The 21,580-nt window shown below is 60.0% G+C and carries 25 protein-coding genes; all 25 read right to left on the bottom strand.

Translation table 11 applies throughout. From position 1 onward, the window contains the following. Positions 1–277 precede the first annotated feature (277 nt). The 25 genes from IV454_RS16470 to IV454_RS16350 all read right to left on the bottom strand — a co-directional run bounded on the left by IV454_RS16470 (position 278) and on the right by IV454_RS16350 (position 21,572). Positions 278–781 (bottom strand): hypothetical protein, encoded by a 504-nt coding sequence (locus IV454_RS16470; protein ID WP_206092402.1) that lies wholly within the window; start codon positions 779–781, stop codon positions 278–280. Next, positions 781–1,110 carry an STAS-like domain-containing protein gene (locus IV454_RS16465; protein WP_229522278.1) on the bottom strand — a complete coding sequence of 110 codons (330 nt, stop codon included), beginning with the start codon at positions 1,108–1,110 and terminating at the stop codon, positions 781–783. The genes IV454_RS16470 and IV454_RS16465 overlap by 1 nt, the downstream gene beginning before the upstream one ends. After that, entirely contained in the window at positions 1,082–2,005 is a 924-nt protein-coding gene (locus IV454_RS16460; protein WP_206092400.1) for an ATP-binding protein, read from the bottom strand. The genes IV454_RS16465 and IV454_RS16460 overlap by 29 nt, the downstream gene beginning before the upstream one ends. A gap of 203 nt (positions 2,006–2,208) precedes the next feature. Next, positions 2,209–2,457 carry a hypothetical protein gene (locus tag IV454_RS16455; RefSeq protein ID WP_206092398.1) on the bottom strand — a complete coding sequence of 83 codons (249 nt, stop codon included), beginning with the start codon at positions 2,455–2,457 and terminating at the stop codon, positions 2,209–2,211. Next, entirely contained in the window at positions 2,454–2,849 is a 396-nt protein-coding gene (locus IV454_RS16450) for a hypothetical protein (protein ID WP_206092396.1), read from the bottom strand. Before IV454_RS16450 ends, IV454_RS16455 begins: the two co-directional genes overlap by 4 nt. Next, positions 2,846–3,304, bottom strand: coding sequence for a lysozyme (locus IV454_RS16445; protein WP_206092393.1), 459 nt, complete (start codon positions 3,302–3,304; stop codon positions 2,846–2,848). The genes IV454_RS16450 and IV454_RS16445 overlap by 4 nt, the downstream gene beginning before the upstream one ends. Continuing rightward, positions 3,288–3,509: a DUF7940 domain-containing protein gene (locus IV454_RS16440; protein ID WP_206092391.1), complete on the bottom strand. Its 222-nt coding sequence runs from the start codon at positions 3,507–3,509 to the stop codon at positions 3,288–3,290. The genes IV454_RS16445 and IV454_RS16440 overlap by 17 nt, the downstream gene beginning before the upstream one ends. Next, complete coding sequence (locus IV454_RS16435) at positions 3,506–3,781, bottom strand: hypothetical protein (protein ID WP_054268576.1); 276 nt, start codon at positions 3,779–3,781, stop codon at positions 3,506–3,508. Before IV454_RS16435 ends, IV454_RS16440 begins: the two co-directional genes overlap by 4 nt. Positions 3,782–3,838: 57 nt before the next feature. Continuing rightward, the gene (locus tag IV454_RS16430) at positions 3,839–4,198 is read right to left on the bottom strand and encodes a hypothetical protein (RefSeq protein ID WP_206092389.1); all 360 of its coding nucleotides are present in this window, start codon (positions 4,196–4,198) and stop codon (positions 3,839–3,841) included. Beyond that, positions 4,199–5,146, bottom strand: coding sequence for a hypothetical protein (locus IV454_RS16425; RefSeq protein WP_206092386.1), 948 nt, complete (start codon positions 5,144–5,146; stop codon positions 4,199–4,201). Then, a complete protein-coding gene (locus IV454_RS16420; protein ID WP_206092384.1) occupies positions 5,143–6,057 on the bottom strand; it encodes a hypothetical protein in 915 nt (304 codons plus the stop codon). The genes IV454_RS16425 and IV454_RS16420 overlap by 4 nt, the downstream gene beginning before the upstream one ends. Next, the gene (locus IV454_RS16415; RefSeq protein WP_206092382.1) at positions 6,054–11,729 is read right to left on the bottom strand and encodes a hypothetical protein; all 5,676 of its coding nucleotides are present in this window, start codon (positions 11,727–11,729) and stop codon (positions 6,054–6,056) included. Before IV454_RS16415 ends, IV454_RS16420 begins: the two co-directional genes overlap by 4 nt. Before the next feature lie 34 nt (positions 11,730–11,763). Continuing rightward, the gene (locus IV454_RS16410) at positions 11,764–12,057 is read right to left on the bottom strand and encodes a DUF1799 domain-containing protein (protein ID WP_054268571.1); all 294 of its coding nucleotides are present in this window, start codon (positions 12,055–12,057) and stop codon (positions 11,764–11,766) included. Positions 12,058–12,074: 17 nt separating this feature from the next. Beyond that, entirely contained in the window at positions 12,075–12,419 is a 345-nt protein-coding gene (locus tag IV454_RS16405; RefSeq protein ID WP_206092380.1) for a phage tail assembly chaperone, read from the bottom strand. 99 nt (positions 12,420–12,518) lie between these two features. Further along, positions 12,519–13,163, bottom strand: coding sequence for a phage tail protein (locus IV454_RS16400; protein WP_206092378.1), 645 nt, complete (start codon positions 13,161–13,163; stop codon positions 12,519–12,521). A gap of 78 nt (positions 13,164–13,241) precedes the next feature. Beyond that, positions 13,242–13,586, bottom strand: a complete 345-nt coding sequence (locus IV454_RS16395) for a DUF3168 domain-containing protein (RefSeq protein ID WP_206092376.1) — start codon at positions 13,584–13,586, stop codon at positions 13,242–13,244. A 2-nt stretch (positions 13,587–13,588) separates the two neighbouring features. Beyond that, positions 13,589–14,014 carry an HK97-gp10 family putative phage morphogenesis protein gene (locus IV454_RS16390; protein ID WP_206092374.1) on the bottom strand — a complete coding sequence of 142 codons (426 nt, stop codon included), beginning with the start codon at positions 14,012–14,014 and terminating at the stop codon, positions 13,589–13,591. Next, on the bottom strand, positions 14,011–14,334 hold the full coding sequence (locus IV454_RS16385) for a phage head closure protein (RefSeq protein ID WP_206092372.1): 324 nt from the start codon (positions 14,332–14,334) through the stop codon (positions 14,011–14,013). The genes IV454_RS16390 and IV454_RS16385 overlap by 4 nt, the downstream gene beginning before the upstream one ends. Continuing rightward, positions 14,331–14,891, bottom strand: a complete 561-nt coding sequence (locus tag IV454_RS16380) for a head-tail connector protein (RefSeq protein ID WP_206092370.1) — start codon at positions 14,889–14,891, stop codon at positions 14,331–14,333. The genes IV454_RS16385 and IV454_RS16380 overlap by 4 nt, the downstream gene beginning before the upstream one ends. After that, entirely contained in the window at positions 14,891–16,459 is a 1,569-nt protein-coding gene (locus IV454_RS16375) for an SGNH/GDSL hydrolase family protein (RefSeq protein ID WP_206092368.1), read from the bottom strand. The genes IV454_RS16380 and IV454_RS16375 overlap by 1 nt, the downstream gene beginning before the upstream one ends. A 10-nt stretch (positions 16,460–16,469) precedes the next feature. Next, positions 16,470–16,688 (bottom strand): hypothetical protein, encoded by a 219-nt coding sequence (locus IV454_RS16370; RefSeq protein WP_206092366.1) that lies wholly within the window; start codon positions 16,686–16,688, stop codon positions 16,470–16,472. A 49-nt stretch (positions 16,689–16,737) separates the two neighbouring features. Beyond that, positions 16,738–17,904 carry a phage major capsid protein gene (locus IV454_RS16365; RefSeq protein WP_206092364.1) on the bottom strand — a complete coding sequence of 389 codons (1,167 nt, stop codon included), beginning with the start codon at positions 17,902–17,904 and terminating at the stop codon, positions 16,738–16,740. 61 nt (positions 17,905–17,965) lie between these two features. Further along, a complete protein-coding gene (locus IV454_RS16360; protein WP_206092362.1) occupies positions 17,966–18,640 on the bottom strand; it encodes an HK97 family phage prohead protease in 675 nt (224 codons plus the stop codon). Positions 18,641–18,651: 11 nt separating this feature from the next. Further along, on the bottom strand, positions 18,652–19,887 hold the full coding sequence (locus IV454_RS16355; RefSeq protein WP_206092360.1) for a phage portal protein: 1,236 nt from the start codon (positions 19,885–19,887) through the stop codon (positions 18,652–18,654). After that, the gene (locus IV454_RS16350) at positions 19,884–21,572 is read right to left on the bottom strand and encodes a terminase large subunit (protein WP_206092357.1); all 1,689 of its coding nucleotides are present in this window, start codon (positions 21,570–21,572) and stop codon (positions 19,884–19,886) included. The genes IV454_RS16355 and IV454_RS16350 overlap by 4 nt, the downstream gene beginning before the upstream one ends. Positions 21,573–21,580 lie beyond the last annotated feature (8 nt).

Genomic DNA, 21,580 nt, shown 5'->3' with positions numbered 1-21,580 from the left:
ATGTGTGGCGTCAACTGCGAGACATGAAGTGCTGGTCATCATCTATGGCTGGGGTAGTGATCAGCACGCACAGCCAAGACTTGACGTAGTCCGTTAGCTCGCCGGCGTTATTCTTGACGCGCTGGAACTCGGTCAACGTGAACCGGCCATCGCCCGCACACATTGTAGGGCTCAAGCAATTCAAGTATGGGCCTAGGTGGGCACAGCGCAGGCGCGCTACCTCGACCGGTGGGCTAAAACCCTGATCGGTGACGGTCATCATCACCAAGACGCCACCTTAGAGGGAGCGTATCTTGTCGAACTTCATCAGAAATAGAGAATGTAACGCTTCGACCAAGAGAAAGGCACGGGTATGAATCCCCTGCACACGAGCACTCAATTCATCTTGTGGGATCCGCTTGGGAGTTTCAAAATAACGCCCCGTGGCAAAGTCGTACAGATCTTCCTTAATGGTGTCAACTTTGTCAATATAGAGGCCAAGCTCCCCATTTGTTTGCCGCCTAGCAAGTCGCTCGCACCTAATATCTATTGACTGGAAGAGCACAACGATTTCAAGCTCTAAAAGTAAAGCAGACTTGTCTCGTGTGCGCATCCTCAAATAGCTGGCCGTCTTTTTAGCCACAGCCTGAACAGTTTCCTCAATCGCATCAATTTCCGACCGGAACTCTTTTCGCTTCTCTCGATTGTTTGCCTGCCGATTCGTCAGAGCCCAGCCTACTGCGGCAATTATCCAAGCAAACGCAGGGCCAAAGTCTTTTATGAACGCTGCGATCGCTGCCACTAATTAGCTCCAGCTCTCTCCTGCGCTTCCTTTATGTAGCGCCAAACCCGGTCGAGATAAGTCTTCATTCCTGCCTTGATCACAAGCTTCTGCCGAAGCTCAGTTTCGTGGAGGCCTGCACGCACTAGGCCGCCAAAAGCTTCTTCCAGAAACGACGAGCCGAAGCCAACGGCACCGTCTAAGTCGACCGAAATCCGTTTACCGCCTCGCAACGCCGGCAGCAAAATTTCCTCACGGAATCGCTCTCCTGAAAAAGGTCCGTCCGAAAGATATCGACCAGCCGGAGTCAGACTGTATTGCTTAGCTATTGAGAAGTTCATCGTTTCCATGTCCATGCTCCTTGCGGAACGGTATCGCCCACTGCACTAGAGTACCACCCAGAGGAAGCGAGAATTTGCGATTTCGCATCGTTGATGTATCGGCTGCATACTCAAACCCACCCTTAGCACTAAGTATGGACAAGCCGCCAGCTTTCAAGCTCTTAGAGAATTCTAACATTTCAGGCAACCCCTTGCCTCTCTCTGGCTGCCGTGTGCTAGTCCGATTGCTTTCAATTGCGGATCGTATGATCTTGGCATCGTTGTACTGGCGTGCCCTGAGAAATTCAATCCACTCGGGTTTGCGACGAAGAGTACGAGGGATGCCATCCCCTACGTCATAAATTGCAACGAAAAAACGCTCGTCTCGAAACTGGGAAAAAATCCACCATTTTCGAAACCCCAAAGGAACATCTACCTCTTTACTTTGTTTGTACGCATGCCCCACCGTATTGCAGATGGCTTCGTTCAGACAGTCAGCAAAAAGCATCGCGTTTGGGTGATCGATCTCCTTAACCGCAGCAAGCGTCATGTCTAAAAAGGCCGACGGATCGGCCTTCGAGCCCGAATGAAAGTGCCAAAACGCTACCCGCTCATTGCTAATTTCTCGCCGTGGTTCTAGCCCAAAACGCGCCAATAAGCCAACATGCTGAAACAGTTGTTCAACAACTTCATCTTTAGGGTAGTTGCAGAAAAGCCGCCCTGGATACTTAAGCATCCAGCAGTCCAATCTCGCCATGAACACAAGCGTTCCACATGGGTGCAGCTCTACAGTTCGATCAAATTTAATTTTTACGTTTTGCCCATCTTTTAGAGCAAATCCAATCTCATCTAAAAAGTGGAAAACCAACGCTCGATCACTATCGCGAACAAGTTCGAAAGTGCGCGGCGCGTGCACTTCTTTCATCAGTTGATCACGTCGACTTCCACTCCGCAACCGTCTTGGCCTGAGTGCCAAACCCGACTGAGAACGGGCACGATGCCGCCTTAGTGCATGCCGATCTAAAAACATCTTCCTCCGATGAGAAATTTTCTTCATACGTTTCATTTCTCATGGGCTGGGGAGAGCCTATTATAACAACTATCCGCCTGTCTAGACCCGCGTCACCTTCACAGACATCCCGCGATCACGGCTTCGAGCTGCGCCTCGTACTTGAGGTGCACGGGCAGGTCGCGCGCCAGGGCGAGCACCGTCTCGCCGTCGCTGGCATCGGGCGCCAGGGTACTGACTGCGAATTCCGGCTTGGCTGGCTGCGCCGTGACACAGGAGCGGTACACCGGAACCTTGACCTCTTGCACGACCGGGACCGCGCCACAGGCGGTGATCAGCAGCAGAGCCGCCAGCAAAAGATATTTCATCGGGTAGCCTCCAAAATCGCCTTCACCGTCGGCATGGCTTCGTCGCACGTGGTCGCGCGTACGCCGGCAACCTTGGCCAAGACCGAATCGAGTCGCCGGGCAGATGCGATGGCCTGCTGCTGGGCGGCCAGTCCGCGCGCGTCGGCCGCCAGCTTGGCGTTGCCCGCGGCTTCGACCAAGCTGTTCTGCTTCTCGATCGCGCCCAGCAGTTGCACGTTCTCCGCCTGCGCGTCTTTCAAGTCGACCAGCGCCTGGTCGCGCGCGCTGGCTATCATCCACCAGCCGGTACCGCCGGCGGACAGAACCGCGATCAACACCGCCACCAACACGATGGTCGCGATCTTCCAGATGCCGGAGACTGCCACCTCCGTCAATTCGCCCAGGGCGCTCATTCCGCACCTACCAGGCACATGTTGCGTTCCGCCTGACGCCGCTTCACCAGCCCCGGCAAGCGAATACCCTTGGCGATCGTCCAGCGCAGCATCTCGTCGCAGCCGCCCTCGACGTCGCCCGCGTTCAGCTTGCGCGCCATGGTCGAGCCGCACATTGCGTCCCGGCCAACGTTGTAGGTGAAGCTGACCACTGCGGCCCGGCGGTAGTCCGGCAGCGGCGCGCGGATGCAGTCGTCGACCGCGTGGTTCGCCAGTTGCAGCGACGCGGCCAACATGGCTTTGCACTGGTCGAGCGTCGCGCGCTGGCCCAGCCGCACGTCCTTGGTTTCGCCGAAACAGATCGTTGGGATGCCGACCGGATCGGCGTACGCGGCCAGGCGCAGCCCCTCGAAGCCGCCCACCATCGTGACGGCGATTGCGCACCAGCCGGCGCGCTGCTTATTTGTCGTTGTCATGGAGTTCCTTCTGCGCCATCAGGCGCGACACATTTGCGAAAATGGAGACTGCAGCGGCGCCGCCAGCGAAGACGCCATTGGGCACGCCGGCGGGCTGCCAGATGGCCACAGCCACCTCGGCGGCGCCGAACAGGGTCGCGGCCACGTTGAATTTCACGCTCCAGGCTTTGCGCAGCACGGTGCGCCAGTCGTCGATGAGCCTCATTGCTTCACCGTGATCTTGAGCGACTGCCAGAGCGCCAGCGCGATCCAGCCGGCGCCGGCCAGCGCGCCCGCCTGCGTGACCTTGATCAGCGCCTCGCGCACCAGCTTGTTGCGCAGTTCGCGCCATTCGATAACCGCCTCGTGGTAGCGCCGGTGGCCGTCAGTGTCACCGGCGGGGAACGCGGTCAGGATCTGCTCGGTCTTGCGCGTGTTGTCGGCGAGCGCCGACTTGATCGACACCAGCATGGCGTCGCGCTCTTGATCGTTCATCATTCGTGGCCTTAAAAAAGAAAAGCCACCCGAAGGTGGCCGGAGGTGGCGCGCGCGGGATCAGTCGATCGTGGCGGCGGTGATGAACAGGGCGTCGATTGCGCCAGGCGTCAGCCCCAGCACCTGGCGGATACCCTCGACAAGCAGGTGGTCCCGGCGCACGTTCTGTGCGAATTCCAGGTAGGCCCGCGCCTGCTCACCGTCGATACCCGGCATCGTATCGACGTAGGTCTTCACCGCAGCCATGTGACCGGCGGCGATCAGCGCGAGGCGGGCGTTCAGCATTGGGACGGATGCTGGTACCACTGGCGCGGCGGCGGCGGCGATATCGATTTCCCGCTGTGCCAATTCGGCGGGCGTCGCGCGGCGCGTGATCATCGTGCCGGTGATGGGATCAAATTCGCAGATATTCATGTTCATCTATGCTTTCTTGAATCCGTAAAAACGGATAGTGCCTTGTGGAAGAAAGGTTGCGCCGCTCGCCCAATAAAAGCGGACCCCGGTTATTGCACCACCAGTGAAGCCGAAATTTTTTCTCTCAGCATAGACGCCCCCGCTTATTCCTGCAGTACCGGTAAAGATCGAACTGGCGTCCCCACTCTTTATGCGAGTGGCGCTATTAATATTGCGAATGGCGATTCGTGACGACACGCCAATATACGGATAGCTACCTGTCGCGTTTGATACCTGATTGGCAATGGAAATTCCGGAAGCGGTCAGCGCGCCATTGCTGCCGTCATTAGCGACGCCGTAGACGGCAGCGGTATTAATCACTCCCCCCACAAAAAACCGCATCATAAGAACCTCGCTATTTGCTGATGGCAGAATGTCGTGCATGTGGCATTCAATCCAGTCGAACTCACCGGTAAAAATGCTGGCGAAATCCAGATTTGCCGCTGCTGTCGGGGTGTACGGCCCGCCAATCAAGCGCACGCCGGTATCGTCCAGCAACGCCAATGTCCCGCTCTTATTTGGCGCAGCGTATACAGGAGTGGTTCCTGGAGTGATGGCGCTCAGATCGAGTTTCACTTGCTTTGTATTATCAGCGGCGTTTTTCGCAATTGGGTTCGCATCCGAGAACGCAGCAGTCGTACCGATGGTGGCCGCGCTGGCCGCCGCTGCCGCACGGTCCTTCCCCGTCTGCACGCGATCGAGGCCGGTCTGTAAGCGATCCCCTCCGGTGGCGATCGCGTCATCGTGGGTGGCAATAGCGGCGTTGCTGGCGAGACCCTGCTTGCTCGTCAAGTCGGTGGCGAGTGCGTTGATCTCCGTGGTGAACGTCGGGATTCGCGTGCTGAACATGGTGTCGACCTCGTCGCGAAAGGTGGCCGACGTGCGGTCGAGTGGCGGAATTGCAGTGATTGTCATTGGGACAGTCCTTCGATTTCGAGGTTGCAGAGGTGATGCTGGTCGTACTGGACGACCATGGAAAAATCCTTGTAGAAGCCGTAGATGATCAGCGGCTCGAAGCCGACTTGGTCAGCCCCGATATAGATGCAGGGCGTCGCGCGCAGGGCAGCAAGTGAACGGAAAATCTTGTTGAACTGGGCGGCCGGGGTGAGCACTTGAAGATTGCCGCGCTTACTGAATGCTCCTGCAACCACGTCCCAGTTGCCAAAGCGGTCTTTTTCCTTTTTGCTGTAGTCGATGATGCCCACAGTGGCGCCCATTGCTGTCCGGCCAGCCGTCATCACCAGGCCAACCTGGAGAACGCCCACGGAAACCGGAGTTGTGCTGGTGATCTGCACGGTCAATTCGCATGCCGCGTAGTGCTGCGGTAGGTCCGTTAGCACGAAGTCGGTCAGTTGTTCGAAGTCGAGGAAGAACCACTCGTACACGCTGGTGATCTGCGTGCCGTCGAGGTTCATCGTGCGGCTGTAGACCGTCACGCCGCCCGGGGCATCCTTGAGCGTGATGTCCACCTGCCGACCCACCAGTTCCAGCATGCCCAGCCCGGAGATGCTGCCGGGGCGCGTGACGACCGTTACCGCCGTCGCGGCCGTGGTGGCGGTGCCGATCTTCCGATCGAACATTGCCCAGCGCAGGGTCGGCCCGGCCTCGTCCCAGTTGACAGGATCGTTTTCAGGCGCCGTCGACGATGTACCCGCGATCTTCCGTTCGTACTTCATGTGGTTGGTAGCCCGGATAACCACCGCGCCCAGAGCGTAGGCCGTCGCGGCATTCCACGCGACCTCACCGGCCGCTGGCTCCGCGACCGTACTGCTGGTCAGCATCGCCGTCGTGATCGTGGTTGGCTTGATGACCTTCATACCGCTCATGCATCCTCCGTCTGCAATTTGTCGTCCTTGATAACGCGCTTGAACATGCCGACCAGGGCCGCGTTGCTGAAAGCGATCGAGCGCACCTCGGCGCGAAGGCCGGCGATCTCGTCACTTGCTTGCTGCCGCGCCGCGTTGGACGAGTCCGCCGGTGCTGGACGGTTGATCATCTGCATCAGGGCGCGGTTGTCGGCGGCCGGAATCACGCGCTCGCCTTCGTGCGCCTGGATCACCATGTCGCTCGGCAGGTAGTTGGTGCCCACGGCCAGACTCGGCAGCGTCAGCCCGAATTTGGCCGAGAGGATGGCTCCCGTGGCGTCGAGGCTGGCGGCCGTGCGCGCGCGGATGCGCTGCAGATCGATCAGCGATGTAGCATTGGCCTCTGCCAGCTCGATCAACTTCTGTGAGATCGAGGGCAGCAGCTTTGCCGCATCTTGGTTGCCGGACTGGGCCTGTGCGGTCCTGGTGGCGAATTCCGCCTGCACGCCGGCCAGCGTGGCCGCGCCGCCGCCGGCGGCAAGCCCGCGGATGCGTTTCACCTCGTCAAAAATCGAATCGGTGACCGACTGCCAAGCGTTCCGCATTTGCTCGGCTGCGCGCCTCGCATCGGCGGCCAGTTGCTCTTGGGCCCGGGCGTATTCTTGATTGTCCCGCAACTGCTGCGCGTTTCTATCGCGCTCGTCCTGGGCGGCTTTGTCGGCCGCCACTTTCTCTGCCTCCAGCGCCTTGAGCTTGTCGTATAGCGCAATCGTCGACTTGTCCATGTCCTTCGTCTCAAGGGTGCGCAGAGCGGCCGCCGACAGGCCGGCCTTGGCAAACTCGTCGATCTTGTCCTGATACCCCTTGTTGGTCGACGCGAGCCGATCAGCCGCTTCCTTGGCGATGCCCGACGCGACCGCGCTCGCGTTGTAGGCCGCCACCAGGTCATACAGCTTGATGGTCGTCGCATCCATGCCCTTCGTTTCCAGGGCGCGGATTTCGCTGGCCGACATCGTTGCGCGAACAAAGCCCGCGATCTGGTCCTCGTATGTCTTGTTGACGGCGGCCAGGGCGGCGGCGGCCCTGGCGCCGGTCAGCTCGTCGAATTTCGGCTGATTGCTCACGTCGATCTTGCCGCGCGCGGCCAGGCGCTGCTTTTCGGCGTAATCGTCGGGCTTCATTTTCAGCGCGTCGATCTGGTCTTGCAGGTCGGCGCCCTCGATCTTGATCTCGGCCAGCGATCGCACTTTCTGCGACACCTCTTCGATAGCCGGATTCAGTTGGGCGAATGCTTCCTGAACGCCCATCAGGCCGGCGTATGTCTTGGCGCCCTTTTCGGTGGTCAGGTCTAGGCCCAGCACGACTTGCCTGAACTGGTCGCGCGTGGCGATCCCGCTCACGCCAAGCTCGGCAAATGCGGCGTTGATCCGCTTGGCCAAGGCCTCGTTCCGCTCAGCTTCGGAAAGATAGTTCTGCGAGAAGAATTCCGCGCCCTTGGTGAATGCCTCAAGCCCGCCGGTCATTTCGATCAGCCGCTCGCGCGCTGCGACCGACCCTACGCCCACAGCGCCAAATACCCGCCCAAAAGACGCCATCACGACATCGATCACCTGGAAGTCTTGCGCCACCCGGATGACCGTTTCGCCGTAGCCCTCGCCGATCTTGCGGAATTGTTCGAAGCTCGGGAACGCAGCCTCGGAGATTTGGTCCATCGTCTTCGAAATGACAGCGTTCAGCGCGGACGTCAACTCGTCGCCCTTGAGGTCTTTCAATGAGAGCGTGGTCGTGGCGATGACCAGACCATCGAGTTTCTTTGAAACATCGTCTGCATTCAGGCCCAGGCCCACGGCCGCGCTGCGCAGTGTTTCTTCCAGGCCGGTGAAGACCATGCCGAATTGCGCGGATAGCTCGTCGCTCAACCCCGCCGCTTGCACGGAATTCGTGGTCTTCTTGCTCAGCCCAAAAAAGCTCGACTTGGTGGTGTCGACGCTGGCATATTGGTCATACCCTTTGCCGGCCTGGAGATCGTTGACGCTGCCGCCGAACTTGATGCCGGAATCGACGATGTTCCGCGTGGTCTTGCCCCAAACGTTGTTGATGAAACTTGCGATCTTGTCGCCCAGGCCCGGGCCGAACAGGCCCTTCGTGACTTCGGTCATCACCTTTGAAACGGCATCGGTCGGCTTCCCGATGTTCAATTGCCCCGTCTGAATTCCGAAGCTCTTGCCATCGGTCACCCCAGGCGTGCGCGTGATCAGCTTGTTCAGGCCCGTCATCGACAGTTCGATGTTGCGCAGCGACGCCAGCATGCCCGCACTGTAGGCCAGCCCTTGATACGTGTTTTTCCCGATCAGCTCGAGCGAATTGTGGATCGAGTCAGACTTCGCGTCCGCATCGCCCAGCACGGTGCCGGTGCCTTGCGCTTTCTGCACGTCGGCGGCTTTCGCACCGCCAGCGCTGCCCATGCCGCCGCTGATCGCCACACCCAGCCCGGTCACGATCGCTGCCATGGCGGCCATGCGCGCAAAGGCACTCCATGGATCGCCCTTGCCTTGCGTGAGAACGGCACTGACGCCCTTTGGCACCAGCTCAGCCAGTGTCATGGCCAGCTCAGCCGCGTGGAACACCTTGGATGCTGCCTGGAGCGCTGCATACCCCTTGCTTTGCTCGCCGAAGAAGCCGGATGCCGCATCCGTCAACTGACCGTATTCTTGAAGGCGCGAGCGCGCGGAAGCACTGGCGGCTCTATCCGTCGCATCCTGAATTTTCTTCGGGTCGCCAAACGACTGGCTGATCGCATTCGCTTTTTGGGCAGCAATTGCCGCCTGCGCCTTGCCGAAGCCGGACAGCGCAGTCGTCATGCCGCCGATGGCCTTCCCGACCTTGCCAAAGGACTCAGCCATACGGCTCGCGGCATCCTTGGCGAGGTCGTCAAAGGCGGACATCGTGTTCAGCAGTTCGTTCGCCTTGGTCGTGTCAACATCGAGGACCATCTTCTTTTTCTGGTTCGCATACCAGGTGTCGTACTCGCCCTCAATTATCTTGCGGGCTTCAGTACCTTCCGCTGCAAGCGCGATCCGCTTTTGCCACATGTCGGCATCGATCTTTAGGAGTGCGTCGGCGCGCGCGCGCGGATCGGCCAAATTCTCGGCGGCGAATTTTTTGTTTTCTTCTCCCAATTGCGTGGCGTACGCAAGTGCCTTTGTCTGCGCAAGCGTGGCCTGTTCTTCCAGCGTGCGAGCTTTCGCCGATGCCGTCATCTGGTCGATCATCTGCTGCGTAACAGGCAGATTGGCCTTTTGCATGTCGGCTAATTTCTTTTGCAGTTCGGCTTCATTGCGCAGGCCAACCGCCGCCAGGTCGCGCGCGTCGGTGCCTTTGCCGTACAGCGCGTACTCCGATGCAAGAGAGGCGGCCGATGCCTGGCGCGCGAGCGTGTTCTCCTTGACGTATTCCGCAGCACCCTTTTCGGCGGCCTGAATTTTTTGTAGTTTCTCGGCTGCCGCCAACTCCTCCAATTTGGCGCGAACGACTGCAAGCGTGGCGGCCGAAAGTTGCCGTTTTCCAGAGGTAAGCTCCTGCTCCAGCTTGATGCTTGCCTTCTGGCCTTCAGTGGCGTTTTGGCCGGTCAGCAGCTCAAGCTTAATGGCTTCCGTCTTGGCCGTGATCGAGGCGATCAGATTTGCATACTCGGAAGCTTCCTTTTCGGCGGCGGCGGACGACGCAGCCGCTGCTGCGACGCTAAGCTTCTGGCCTTCAGCGTTTTTCTCAATCGCTTTTTCAACGGCGATCTGCGCCTCAAGCTCCGATACGCGTTGCTTTTTGATCTCGTCGTTCAGACTGACTTTTCCGTCCGCCAGACTTTTCTGGAACGTAATCAGTTGTTTCTGGCCCTCGGTCAGCTTGGCGCCGCCGGCAACTTCCGCCTGGAGTAGGGCAATGTGCTCTGCCGTTGCTGCTGATAATTTTTTGTATTCCTCAACCTGCGCCGTGATGTCGGCCGACTTCTTGATGGTGTCCGTCGCTTCTTTTGCGGATTTTAGCGTAGGCGCCTTGAGCTGCACCTCGTCCGGGAAAATCTTTTGTCCCCACGCCATCTTGATCGCCGCGACGTTGGCACGCGCGTAGTCGACCATCTTGTCGCCGGCTTTAGAAAACAGGCCAATTGCGTTGTCCCAAGTCTCCACAAGGCTCGCGGCAGCGGCACTAAAGTCGCCTTTAATCAAATTGCCAAATACCTTGACCACACCCTCAAAAGCATTCGGAAGCAGGCCCAAAGCGGCCTTGACCGATTCGACAACGATATCGACAACAGTTTTCAGCCCGTAGAACAAGGTGGTGAACCCGGCCAGGGCGCCCCGGAACGCCTGGACGACCGAGGGCCAGCCCTCTTTGAAAAAATCGGCCAGGTTGGTGAGCGCCGGCATGATGTTATCGGCGATGGCGCGCTTAAAGCCCTGCGACGTGTTGTCCAGCTCGCTGTGGAATTCCGCCATGACGGAGGCGTAGCGCGCCAGCTCGGCCTGTTGTGCGCCACCGATCAGCAGCCCATATTCGCGCTGGCGTTCGGTCACGGCGGCCAGCTTCTCGGCCGTCACGCTCAGGGCAGCATCGATCTTTTCGGACGAGCCGAAGCCCAGGGCGGAAGCGACAGCATTGCGCTCAAGGCCGGATGTATATTTCGCAAGCTCGGCCTGCACGTTGGACAGAACGTCCCGCATCGGGAGCAGATTGCCGGCGGCGTCCTTATACTTCACGCCCAGCGCGTCGAGCTCGTCGGCGTTCTCCTTGATGGCCGTGCCGGCTTCGCGGAAGGTATCAACGTAATCGCCCTTGGAAACCCCAAGCGAAGCCAGGGCCGCGACCAGCCCGGACGCTTCAGTCGCGCTCAGCCGGAAGTTCTTTTGCAGGTCGACCATTTCCTTATTGGCGGCGACCAGGGCGTCAATGTTGGCGCTCTTGTAGCTCTCCCCGGTCAAGAGGCCCACGGCGAAGTCGATGGATTTGTAGGCGAGGTAGATTGCACCCACAACTTCGGCCGCTACTCCGGCCACGGCGGCGGCGGCCCTCAAAGCGAGGCGAACTTTGATGTAGTCGGTCAGAGCTTCGAATCCGGCTTTTGCTGCAACGACAGCGGCGCCAAAGGCTGTCCCTGCGGCATACGCGACTGCCTCCTTCCAGTTGTTGATACTTTCTATCGCGCTGTCCGGCACGGTCAGTTGTTCGGCATCCAATTTCAGCCCGCCCAATTTCTGCTGAGCCGATGTGGCAGCTGCGCTTGCGACATCAAAGAGACTTCTCGTTTGCTCCAGACCGGTGGCAAAGGTTTCGGCACGGACTTTCTCCGCAGCGGTGAGCGCTTCGATTTGCGCGAGGAACGGCTTCACCGAGTCCTGCGGCGCATTGGACTTTGCCAGCGACGCGTAATAGGCGGCGCTGGCCTTCGACCCTTCTGCCATTGCCGCTTGGGTGGACGCCACGGCATCGGCCAGGCTCTTCGATGCGGCTTGCACGCGAGCGGCGGCCGCATCGCCGCCGGCGCCGATCTTGGCGAACGCGCTGTCGCCCTTCCCGAGATTGTCGAGATTGCGCCCGGTCTTTGCGGCCGCGTCGTCAATCTTGCGCATGCCCACTTCCACCTCGGACGTGTCGGCAACGACCTTGATTGTCGCGGTGTTCGTGATTTCTGACATTTGCAGCCCAAATAGGAACGCCACCCGAAGGAGGCTATGTTTTTGCGTAGATGCAGTTGATCGCGGCGACTTCCATGATCTGGATGTCGTGCTCAAGCTGGTCGTAATCGTCAGGGGTAAGGCCCATGCGATCCATTTTTCGGTGCATCACCGTGTAATCCAGGCCGCTCGGCCCGCCCGCGCCCGTACGCCACTGCGTGCGCAGGTACTGGAACAGCAGCAGCGGAACCAGGTTGTCGGGCCAGGGCTCCACCGCTTCGCTTGCAAAGTCCGCCTCGGTCAGGCCGGCCGCCTCCAATTCATCGGGCGTCGGGCCTTTCCGGTACATATCCTCTGCAAGCGCGATCAGTTTTTTGTGCGGGCGCCCATCAATTCCGTGAAATAGGCCGCGATAACTGCTTGGGCGGCGCCCATGTAGCGCTGGGTGAGCTTTTCCAGCGAGTCGGCATCGAACGGCTCGTCCAGATCCCAGCCGCTGGCAATGTCGAGCAGCACGTCAGCATCTTTCGGGCCGTCTTCACCATCGACCGCCTTGAGCGATTCGGAAAATTCTTTCAGCTCGTCCTTGGTGCGGTGCTTGAAGGTGAACAGGATTTCACCTTCGCCGGCGCCCGGGACTTGAATGTGCACAGGAGCCTTGAAGGTAGGCGCGACGTTCAGGGAGAATTTTTTAGCGGTTGTCTTGGTCATTTTTTGCTTTCAGAGAGAAAAAGACCGGCGGAGATCAAGCCGCCGGCATGGAAATGCCCGCTTGCGCGGGCCAGGAGACACGGGGTGGATAAGTCGGGATTACGCGGAATAGCGAACTGGGCGCCCTTGCAAGGCCGAGCCGGCTTTGACGGCCATCACCTGGCCCTTGGTCATCGAGGGCGATTCGTCGAAGCTGATATAGCCGTTGTAGAGAATCTTGCTTCCGGCCGGCAGTTCGGCCTTGATCGCGGCGATCTTGCGCAGCTCCGCCGCAGCCTTGAGCGCAGCGTGGTGCGGCAGGGCCGGATCGTCCGCGATCGACATCGCCAGGTTCTGCGCGCCGTAGCCGTCAGGGAGGCTGATCTCGTTCTCAACGTCGAGCAGATTGACAGTGGCGAATTTCGGCTCGCCACCCGAAGGTTCGCAGCTGATCATTTGCGTGATTGGTACCCAGGTGGTGATCTTGCGTAGCGATCCTGTTGCGCCACCTACAGGAAACAGCGCCGTCGAGGTGGTGTCGAGGCCTTCGAGGGTAACGGTGGTGCCGGTAGGAGCCTTTACCCGAAACACGCGGTTGGTTGCGCGGCTCCAGCTGCCCGTGTACTCAACGTAGTCGCCAGCGACGAAAGTGTTGGTCGCGGTGAGGACAGCTTCGCTGGCGTTCGTACCTGCGGTAACAGGGACTGCGGCTGCGTAGACGGTAGCCAGTGCGTAGAGCGTGCCGGTTGGAAGGGAGAGTGCCATTTGTGTTTTCCTTTCGGGAAATAAAAAACCCGCACAAGGCGGGCTGGAGGCGCCCGAAATGGGCATAAAAAAATTAGATCAGGTGAAGAATTCGAAGTCCTGCATCGTGCCGCGCAGATCGGTGGCTTCGTCGAACGTGGCGATACGGCCGGTCAGCACGGTGGTTTGCAGGCCCGCCACGATGCGCAAGGCGTTCTCTGCCTGCTTGCCAATGCTTGATGCCTCCAAGCGCGTGGCGGCCCATACGTTGACCTGTACGCGCACGCGCTCTTTGTCCGGGACCGTGGCGTCGATCATGTTTATGGGGTTCCCACCGACGGCCTGGAACGTGATGTAAGGCGGCGTGGTGCCGACTGGCGCGAAGTCAGGGAACACCTCGCCAACAGCAAGCCCGAACAGCGCTTCATAAACGATTGCCTCCATGCTCATTGCCCGCCCAGCCTTTCGTCGATTTTTTGCGCCAGGGTGCGCATTACCGCATCAGCCGCGGCTTGCTTTTTCGATTCATAAGCTGGGCGCAAAAATGGCTGTGCAGGCGAGTGCGCGGTCCCGAATTCGACGAAGCGCCAATAAAATGCGCCTCCCTTGACGCCGGGCTTCCCACCTCGCACCGTGACCAAATACGCTTGGCGCGTGCCGTCCGATTCCTCGACCAGCCGCTTTACGACGATGCTGCGGGCCAGGGCGCCCGTTCGCTGGTGCGCCATAGCGTTGCGCTTCGCCTCGTCCCTGAACACGTCCGCGCCGGCGAAACCGGCCGCGCGAACGGTCGGCTCGCCAACTGCATCAGTAATCTTGTCGGTGAGCTGGTTGAACGCATCGAGTAACGCGCTCGTGTCGAATGTGATCATTTGGTGATCTCGCAAACAAGGTCGATGTGCTGGCGGCGCTCTTTATCTGGCAGCACAACCTGCACCTTGTAAATGGTGCCGTCATGCAGGATGCGCATACCGGCATGCAAGCCGGCGCGCTGGCGCACCCGGATCGACGCCTGCACGGTCGATGTCGCGGCGCCCGCCTTGATCGCCTCCATTCCCCCTGTGTGGCGAATGTCAGCCCATACCTTGGCGACTTCGACCCAGCCATTGGGGAGCGGCTGGCCGATCTGGTCGCGGCCGGCGGGCGCCTGGACCGTCACCAGGTGGCGCAGAGTCGACGCGAAGGCGCTCATCCGTACACCCGGCAGGCGTCCAGCAGGCGATCGACGTATATCGACTGCGAGGTGGCCTTGAACTCGCGCGTGGCCGGGTCGAACTGCTCGGACAGGCGCGCAAGAATGTACAGCTGGATATTCTCGGGCACGCTGGCAGCGGTCAGGCCGTAGCCGCATGTGTACTCGACAACTACGGCGTTGGGGCGCGCGAACGTGATGGGCCAAGCCGCGCCCGCAGCCGGCACGATGTAGCCCGGCTCTGTCACGGGGTCGACGTTGTACGCCTCCTGCGTCAAGACCCGCAGCACGTTTTCGGCGTCGTAATAACTGACGCTCTGCACGGCGATCAGTGGCGCACGTTCCAGCCGAAGCGCGTCATCGAACGCCGACAGGGTCAGGCGCCACGGCTGCGAGATCAGCGCGCGCCCGATCTGGTGTTCACACTCGCGCGTGATGCCCTTGAGCCACAGCGTGATTGCCGCGTCCAGGTCGTTCGTGGTCTCGCGCAGATGCAATTTGGCGGCATCGAGCGAAACCGCCAACTCGACCGGCGGAGTAACTTGGCGTGAGGGCATTAATTCACCCGAGTAAGGCGAGCATTTGCGAGGTCGACCTGGGCTACAGCTCCGGCCGAAGTGCGCATGATGATGTAGGCGTAAGCGCCCACGGTGCCCACAGGGGCGGTTATCGTCGGCGTGCGCAAAACCCCTTTATATGGTGTCGTGCCGATGGCCAGCGTCTCCGTGTTGGCCGGCATATAGTTCGCCGCAGCCGCGACCCCCGTCCCGCCGACCGTGCCGAAAGTGATGCTCAACTCGGCAATCGTTCCAGTGGTAGCAAACGCCAGAACTTCCACTTCCATAAAGATTTGGGCGCCGACAGCAGGAGTCGCAACAAAAGCGGCGAAGCGGAAAATTTCGGATGCGACTGCCGATGCAGTGATAGCAACGCGCTGCACATTCCCCGGAAAGCCATCGTTAAAACTGGCGGCGCGCGTCACCATAGAGCATGCGCCAGAGATCGCGCCGGCGGTGGCTGCTGCAGTCCACTGCTGGCCGATCGTACCTGTCGCATTCAAGCCGGCCGTGCCGCCCGTACCTGCCATAAACATGCCGTTCCGGAGGTGGTTCGTCGAATCGCCGTTGGTGCCGTTGTAGTTGCAGTGCAGCCGGCGCGGCAGCCTTGGAATCACAGCATCGAGCTGGCGCGCGATCGCTATGCCCATCTGAACCGCTCCGGCGGCCACAGGATGCAGCGCGGCGCCATCAAACCAAGCGGCAACCGGCTCGCCCTGGCTGGTGGTGGTCAGGCTGGCGTGATCCAGCATTTGACGATACAGGTCAATCAGGATGACGCCAGGAGTGCGCGCGGCGAAGTTTTGCAGCCACGAATTCAACGCGATCATATTGAGTAGCCGGGCCTGCGTCATGCCTGCGAAGCCGCGCGGGGTCATGGTTGCGATAATCAGCGCGATCCCGGCCGCTTGAAGCTTTGCGAAGATCGCCGTGTAATTGGCGATGGTCGTCGCGTACGGCACGTCCGAGCCGACATCGTTGGTGCCCCCCATGAAGTAGCAGTATTGCGGGCGAAACGCCAGCACGGCCGTATCGATTCGCGCCAACATCTGTGCCGTGGTGTCGCCGTTGACGCCGCCGTTATTCAGCAGCTCGAAGCGCTGCTCCAGCATAATCTGTGCTTGCGTCCAATACCCCTTAGCCAGGTGCGCACCAAATGTTGCTGATGTTTGCGTGTTCTGATTCGAGATTGAATCGCCGAGAATCACGGCGGTTGCACCAGGGCGCCCGGTTGGCAGCGCTACACCGCCAGCACTAAGCGACGGCGCCGATTCACATTGCAGCTCGGCAGAAACAATGCCGCCACTGAACGAATCGCGGCGGGTTCTGAGCACATCGATCGCCAAATTAATTGGCATGGTGATGCCGGCATTGCGCGGCAGCGTTTGCCACGTGCCGCCATTGAGCTGGAACTGAAAATCGCTGCCGCCGCTGGTATTTGTGATCGTCACGCGCGAGGTGGTGGCCACGTAAGGAATGGCAGTGCCAGCGCTGCCGGGGTCGGCGGTAACCGGGACATTGAGCGCCGCCGCGTCGACCTCTGCCGAAATGCTGATTGCCTTTGCCATATGTGTCCTTTTAGCGTTTCTTGTTGAGCTTCTGCACGGCGGCAGGCTCATCGTTTGGTGTTTCGGGCGCTACCACCGGCGCGGCGCTGCATCGATACTTCGCCGCGCCGCAGTGCTCGACCAAGTGGCGCGCAAACGCGGGGCTGGTACGCAGGACGTCGCCGGTCGTGAGCGTTCCGTACTGCTGCGTGATCGTCATGCCGAGAATTTCGACTTCGACTAATTCCATGGGAGTGCTCCTGATTGCGAGGCTAGCCACAGCCGGCCTCGCGCGGGGGTTACGCCGGCAGTAGCGCGCCGTAGCGGGCAGCAGCTGGCTTCTCAACGGTCAGTGCGAGGCGACGCTCGGCGCGGATCGTGATCAGGTTCTTGGTGAAGTTATCGCCATCCGAGTCGGACAGATCGACGGCGATGCCCTCGCGGGTGTGCAGGGTTGCGGCCTGAGACAAGCTGCCGACCCACACGTTGCCGGCGGTCATGGCGTTCGATGCCACGACTGGGCGACCGAACAGGGTAGGCACGACGGTCGACCCTGGGTCGCCCAGCAGGTAGCGCCCCTGGCTATCCTTCGCCAAGCGCATCGTCCACCAGTCGGCGGTGTTCAGGATCACGGCGTCGGCCGGGTAGTCAGCCGCGGCGCAATCGCCGATCATCTTGCCGATCAGGTCGAAGCGGTTCGTCGCCATGAGGCCCAGGCCAGTCAGCGCGGCCGCAGTGTATCCGTGCGCGGTGAAGTTGCCGGCCAAGGTCAAGCCCGAGATATTCGGGGCGACACCGTTGCCGCCGACCAGTTGGCTTTCGACGCGGATATTCACGCCATAGACCATGCGGCGGTTAATGTATGCGGCCAGCGCGGGATTATCCATCGCCAGCTGGCGCGTGATCTTGATCCAGTGCGCGACCGTCGACACGGGCATGGTACCGGGCGTGAAGGTGATCGAGCTTTCCGGCTTCTGCGCGCCTTCGGCGGTTTCGGCGGCGGCGTTGGTGAACACGTTCTCGCGCAGCCAGTCGATCGCGTTGGACGAGGTGGGCACACTGACCAGTAGGTCTTCAATGGTGAAGACGCGCCACGCGCCTTCTACGATGCCAGGGCGGCGTTCGCTGAACGTGCCCGCGATTGTGTTGGTGACGGTGTTCTTCACCTCAATACGCGTGCGCACGCGGCCGTCCTGCTTGATGAAGTTGTCGTATGCGGCGTGCTTGACAAATTGCGCACCGGCAGTCTCGTCAGCTGGTGCAGCGTCCGGCTGGGCAGATGCCTTTTGCTCGATCGCCAGCAGGCGGTCGGCCAGCGTGCGCTGTTCGATTCCGATGGTGTCGAGCGCGGCCTTGGTGTCTGTCGAAATCTTGCCGAGCTCCTTCATTTCAGCGTCGGCTTTGACCGACATCGCGTTCAGTTTTACCTCGACACTGTCGAGGGCTTTCATAATTTGGTCGGACATGTGGTTCCTTTGGGCATAAAAAAAGCCGCTCAAGGCGGCTTAATGGGTGGATCGATGCGGGTTATTGCGTCATGCGCTCAAGCCGGGCCACGATTTCGGCCTCGTTCTTGATCGCCCCGACGTCGTCGCCCGCGTCCCGCAGGGAAAACAGCGCCTTGGCGCGGGCGGTCAGCGCTTGCGCCGCCCCTTTACTGAAATTCCCCGCATCCCGCAGGAAATATTCAAAATCTCGAATGGTTTCGACTTGCGCCAGGTCGTCAGCGAATGCCTTCACGCTCGACAGGTCCACGCGTGCGAACTTGTCGGCCGGAAAAGTGACAATCGACGTTTCAGCTAAGCGCGCGACCCGTTTGATGGTCCGGCCGGTCGGCGTGTCCTCGTAATCGCCTTTCTTCAGGGCGTAACCGATGCTCATCGAGTCGACGGTGCCGTGTTTCAGGGCCGCTTTGACCTCTTGGGCGAGCGCATTGCCCGGCGTGAACTCGCCGCGCAGCAACAGACCGTAGTCGTCCTCCTTCGCCTCGACCCATTTGCCGATCGGGACGGCGCTTGAATCGTGGTTGAAGAACATCTTCGGTAGGCCGTAGGTGGCCAGGGTGTCGGCGTAGGCGCCCTTGACGATGGTGTCGCCGTACGAATCCACGTTCCCGAAGGTCGAGGCGTAGCCAACGAACGTGGCATCGTCGCCTTCCAGCTTGAATTGCGCGTCTGCGATGGCAAGTGCTTTGTGCTCCATGTGATTCCTTGTTATTGGGCGATATCTGCGCCGGCGCCGCCGGAAGCTGGTTTGACCTGGCCAAGCATCGCAAGCGGTGCCAGGTTCGTCTGAGCGGTCAGCACGTCGGTGCCTTCCTTGTACGGCCAGCCCTCCAGTTGACGGGCTTCGGCGCGGGTGATGACGCCGTTTTGAATCAGCTTCGCAAGGATTTCGGCCCGGTCCTTGGGGTTGCCGCGCAGGAGCGCATCGAGGCTGAATTCCACAGTCATGGTGGCGCGCTGGCGCGGGGTCATCACGCGCTTGCGCACGGCCTGCTCGATGTTGATGAGCATGGGGCGCAACGCCGTGGTGTAGAAACCCTGGATCAACTGTTCGATACCTGAACCCCAGGCGGTGACGTTCGTGTGGTGGACCAGCACCGGCGGCACGTCAAGCCATTGGCACAGCTGCTCGGCGGTGAACTTGCGCGTTTCCAGCAACTGCTGGTCGACCGGGCTTAGGCCCATTGGCACGTACGACATGCCCGCCTCCAGCACGAATAGCCGGGACAAGCCGCCCTCGGCCATATCCACGAAGTTGCGCTTGACCGTTGCGCGCTGTTCTTTGTCGAGCACCTTGTCGATCATCAGCACCCCGGAAGGCTTGCCGCCGGACGCGAACAATCGGCTGGCGTTGGTCTGCGACTTTGCGGCCTCGTCGGTCGTGGCGCGCATGAACTCCAGTTTCGCCATGCCGGTTGTGCCGTTCCCCAGGTTCTTGATGTGCAGCACATTGCGGTCCGATAGGACGGCGACATCGTTGCCGATGCGGTACTTGTAAATCATCGAGCCGTTTTCGAGCACTTCGGATTCGACTTGATCGGCAGGCATCGGCCACATGGCAACCGCCTCGCCAGCGCCGTCGCGGTCGATACGCGCGTAAGCGTTGCCGCGCAGGTCGTGATTCATCATCATGGCGCGCCAGAAATCGAACGGGGTCATGCGGCTGTTGGGCGATTCATGCAGCAGCTCGTACAGCCGCGATTTGCGCGCGAGTACCTTCTCGCCGCCCACCTGCTCATAGGCGAAGAACGGTAGGCTTGCCACCAGCGTCGCGCGGCGGTCGATGCACGCCCACACGGTGCTGATTTGCAGCGCACCATCGACGCCCACGCTGGCTGTATCAGGCGTCAGGGCCGCGCTTGGAAGCCCCGACTGCGTGCCAGGCGTTTCCGCAGTGGCGCCGCCTCGGCCAAGCCAGCCGCGAAAGGAACTAAGAAAATTCATGCGCTGATCGGGTCGTTGAGAAAATCACTGATGTCTCCTTCGCTTGCGGGGTTCAGCGCCATCAATGACGCTGCGTCGAACAGGGCCATCAACGGGTCGATCTTCGCCGTCCCAGAAACCTGCTTATTTATGCTGATTGCGTTGCGCTGCTGCTCAACACGAGCGTTGCTCACGGACCAAGCCATGATCGGCCGGCCGCAATGTATGAATTCACCGCCAGCTATTAGCCGTTCAGTGTCTTTTATGGCGCCGTTCAGGCGCCAGCCCTGGCTAATAGCGACAATGTCGCCGCCAGTTTCAATTGAGAACTCCCTTGAACTCAGCTCCTTAACCACTGCTCCAATGCCAGCGCCGTCAACGCCGATGCCGTGCTTGGAGGGGAGGATGCCGGCGTCCCTGATTCTGCAAATAATATCTGCCACGTCTCTGACATCCGGACCTGGCACCTCAACGATTGTCAGGTCGCCATCCTTCTGGAAATCCATCAGCCGCGGCGCGATCTCCTTCCGGCGCTCCAGCACAATTCTGTGCGCCCACGCATGCCCCCAATGAAGCCAGCGGCCCGTTCCTCGCTCGCGACCGATTACCGCTAGGCCAAGCAAGTCATCGAGTCCGCCACCGTCGACCCCAACTACCGCGACCTCGCACCGTTCGAGCAGGGTATCCAGAGATAGTGCCGGGTCGCCAGCAGCCTCCCAAAAATCGGCGCCGGCCCAGCGATCGGAGCCGAGACTCAGGCCTATTTCGATGTTTAGGTGCTTAGCAAGAAATTCCTTGAACTTTCCCTCGTCTCCCTCTTTGGCCGTGCGGTGCAGTTGGGTCATACGCTCAATGTCTACCGAGCGCCCCCAGTTAGGGTTTGTCACATATGCATTATTCAAGTCCCGTGCGGCGCCAGATTCAAGCATCGCTGCAGGAAATTCATAGATGATCGGTAGGAATCGATGGTCATGCACGATGCCGTCGCGAACTTTGCGTGCGTAGCCAAGTTTGTCCTTGAATACACCAGCAGGCGGCTCTGCTGATTGGGTGGTCGCATAGATGACGAAGCCTTCAGGCCGCGAGGTCAATCCACCGGTCGCTTCTAGCAGCATGTTCGAGGCTCTGGCCTGCTTACCAAACTCATGCAACTCGTCGACGAAGACGAATGACGCTTTTTTCCCCGAGACCGCATCACTATCGGCGGCCACCACCTTCAACGTCGCCCCATTCTGCGTGTGCGTGATCAGCCTAAAGTGATCCTGCACCTTGAGCAGTGCCTCAAGTTCCGGGTCTGCCCGGATCATCGTGGCGATGGGCTTGTAACTGTTGTCCGCGATTTCTTTCGTGGGACTCAGGATCAACAATTCGGCTTGGGATCGCCAATTCATGATCAGCGCACAAAGCATAATCGCCGCGGCGATCGTACTTTTTGCGTTCTTCTTGCTGACCATAAATAAGAACTCGTTGATAATTCGGCGGCCCTCTGGCGTTTCTGATCCAAAAACCGCCTCGACGAATTCGCGCAGCCAAGGCAGGGAGGCATCGCGAATCATCGGATGCCCGTCAATATCGACAAGCCGAAATCCCCCAACTATCTCCCAGGCCTCGGCGGCCCGATCTGGGTACGCTGGCGGAAAACAGATCAGTGATTCACGCGCAACAATCCTGCGTTCCCAATCTAGGCACGCTGTGGACTGTGTCATCTGTTTTC

Origin of the sequence: Massilia antarctica, assembly GCF_015689335.1 — a bacterium.
GTDB lineage: Bacteria > Pseudomonadota > Gammaproteobacteria > Burkholderiales > Burkholderiaceae_D > Telluria_A > Telluria_A antarctica.
This window is presented reverse-complemented; position numbering and strand designations above follow the sequence as displayed.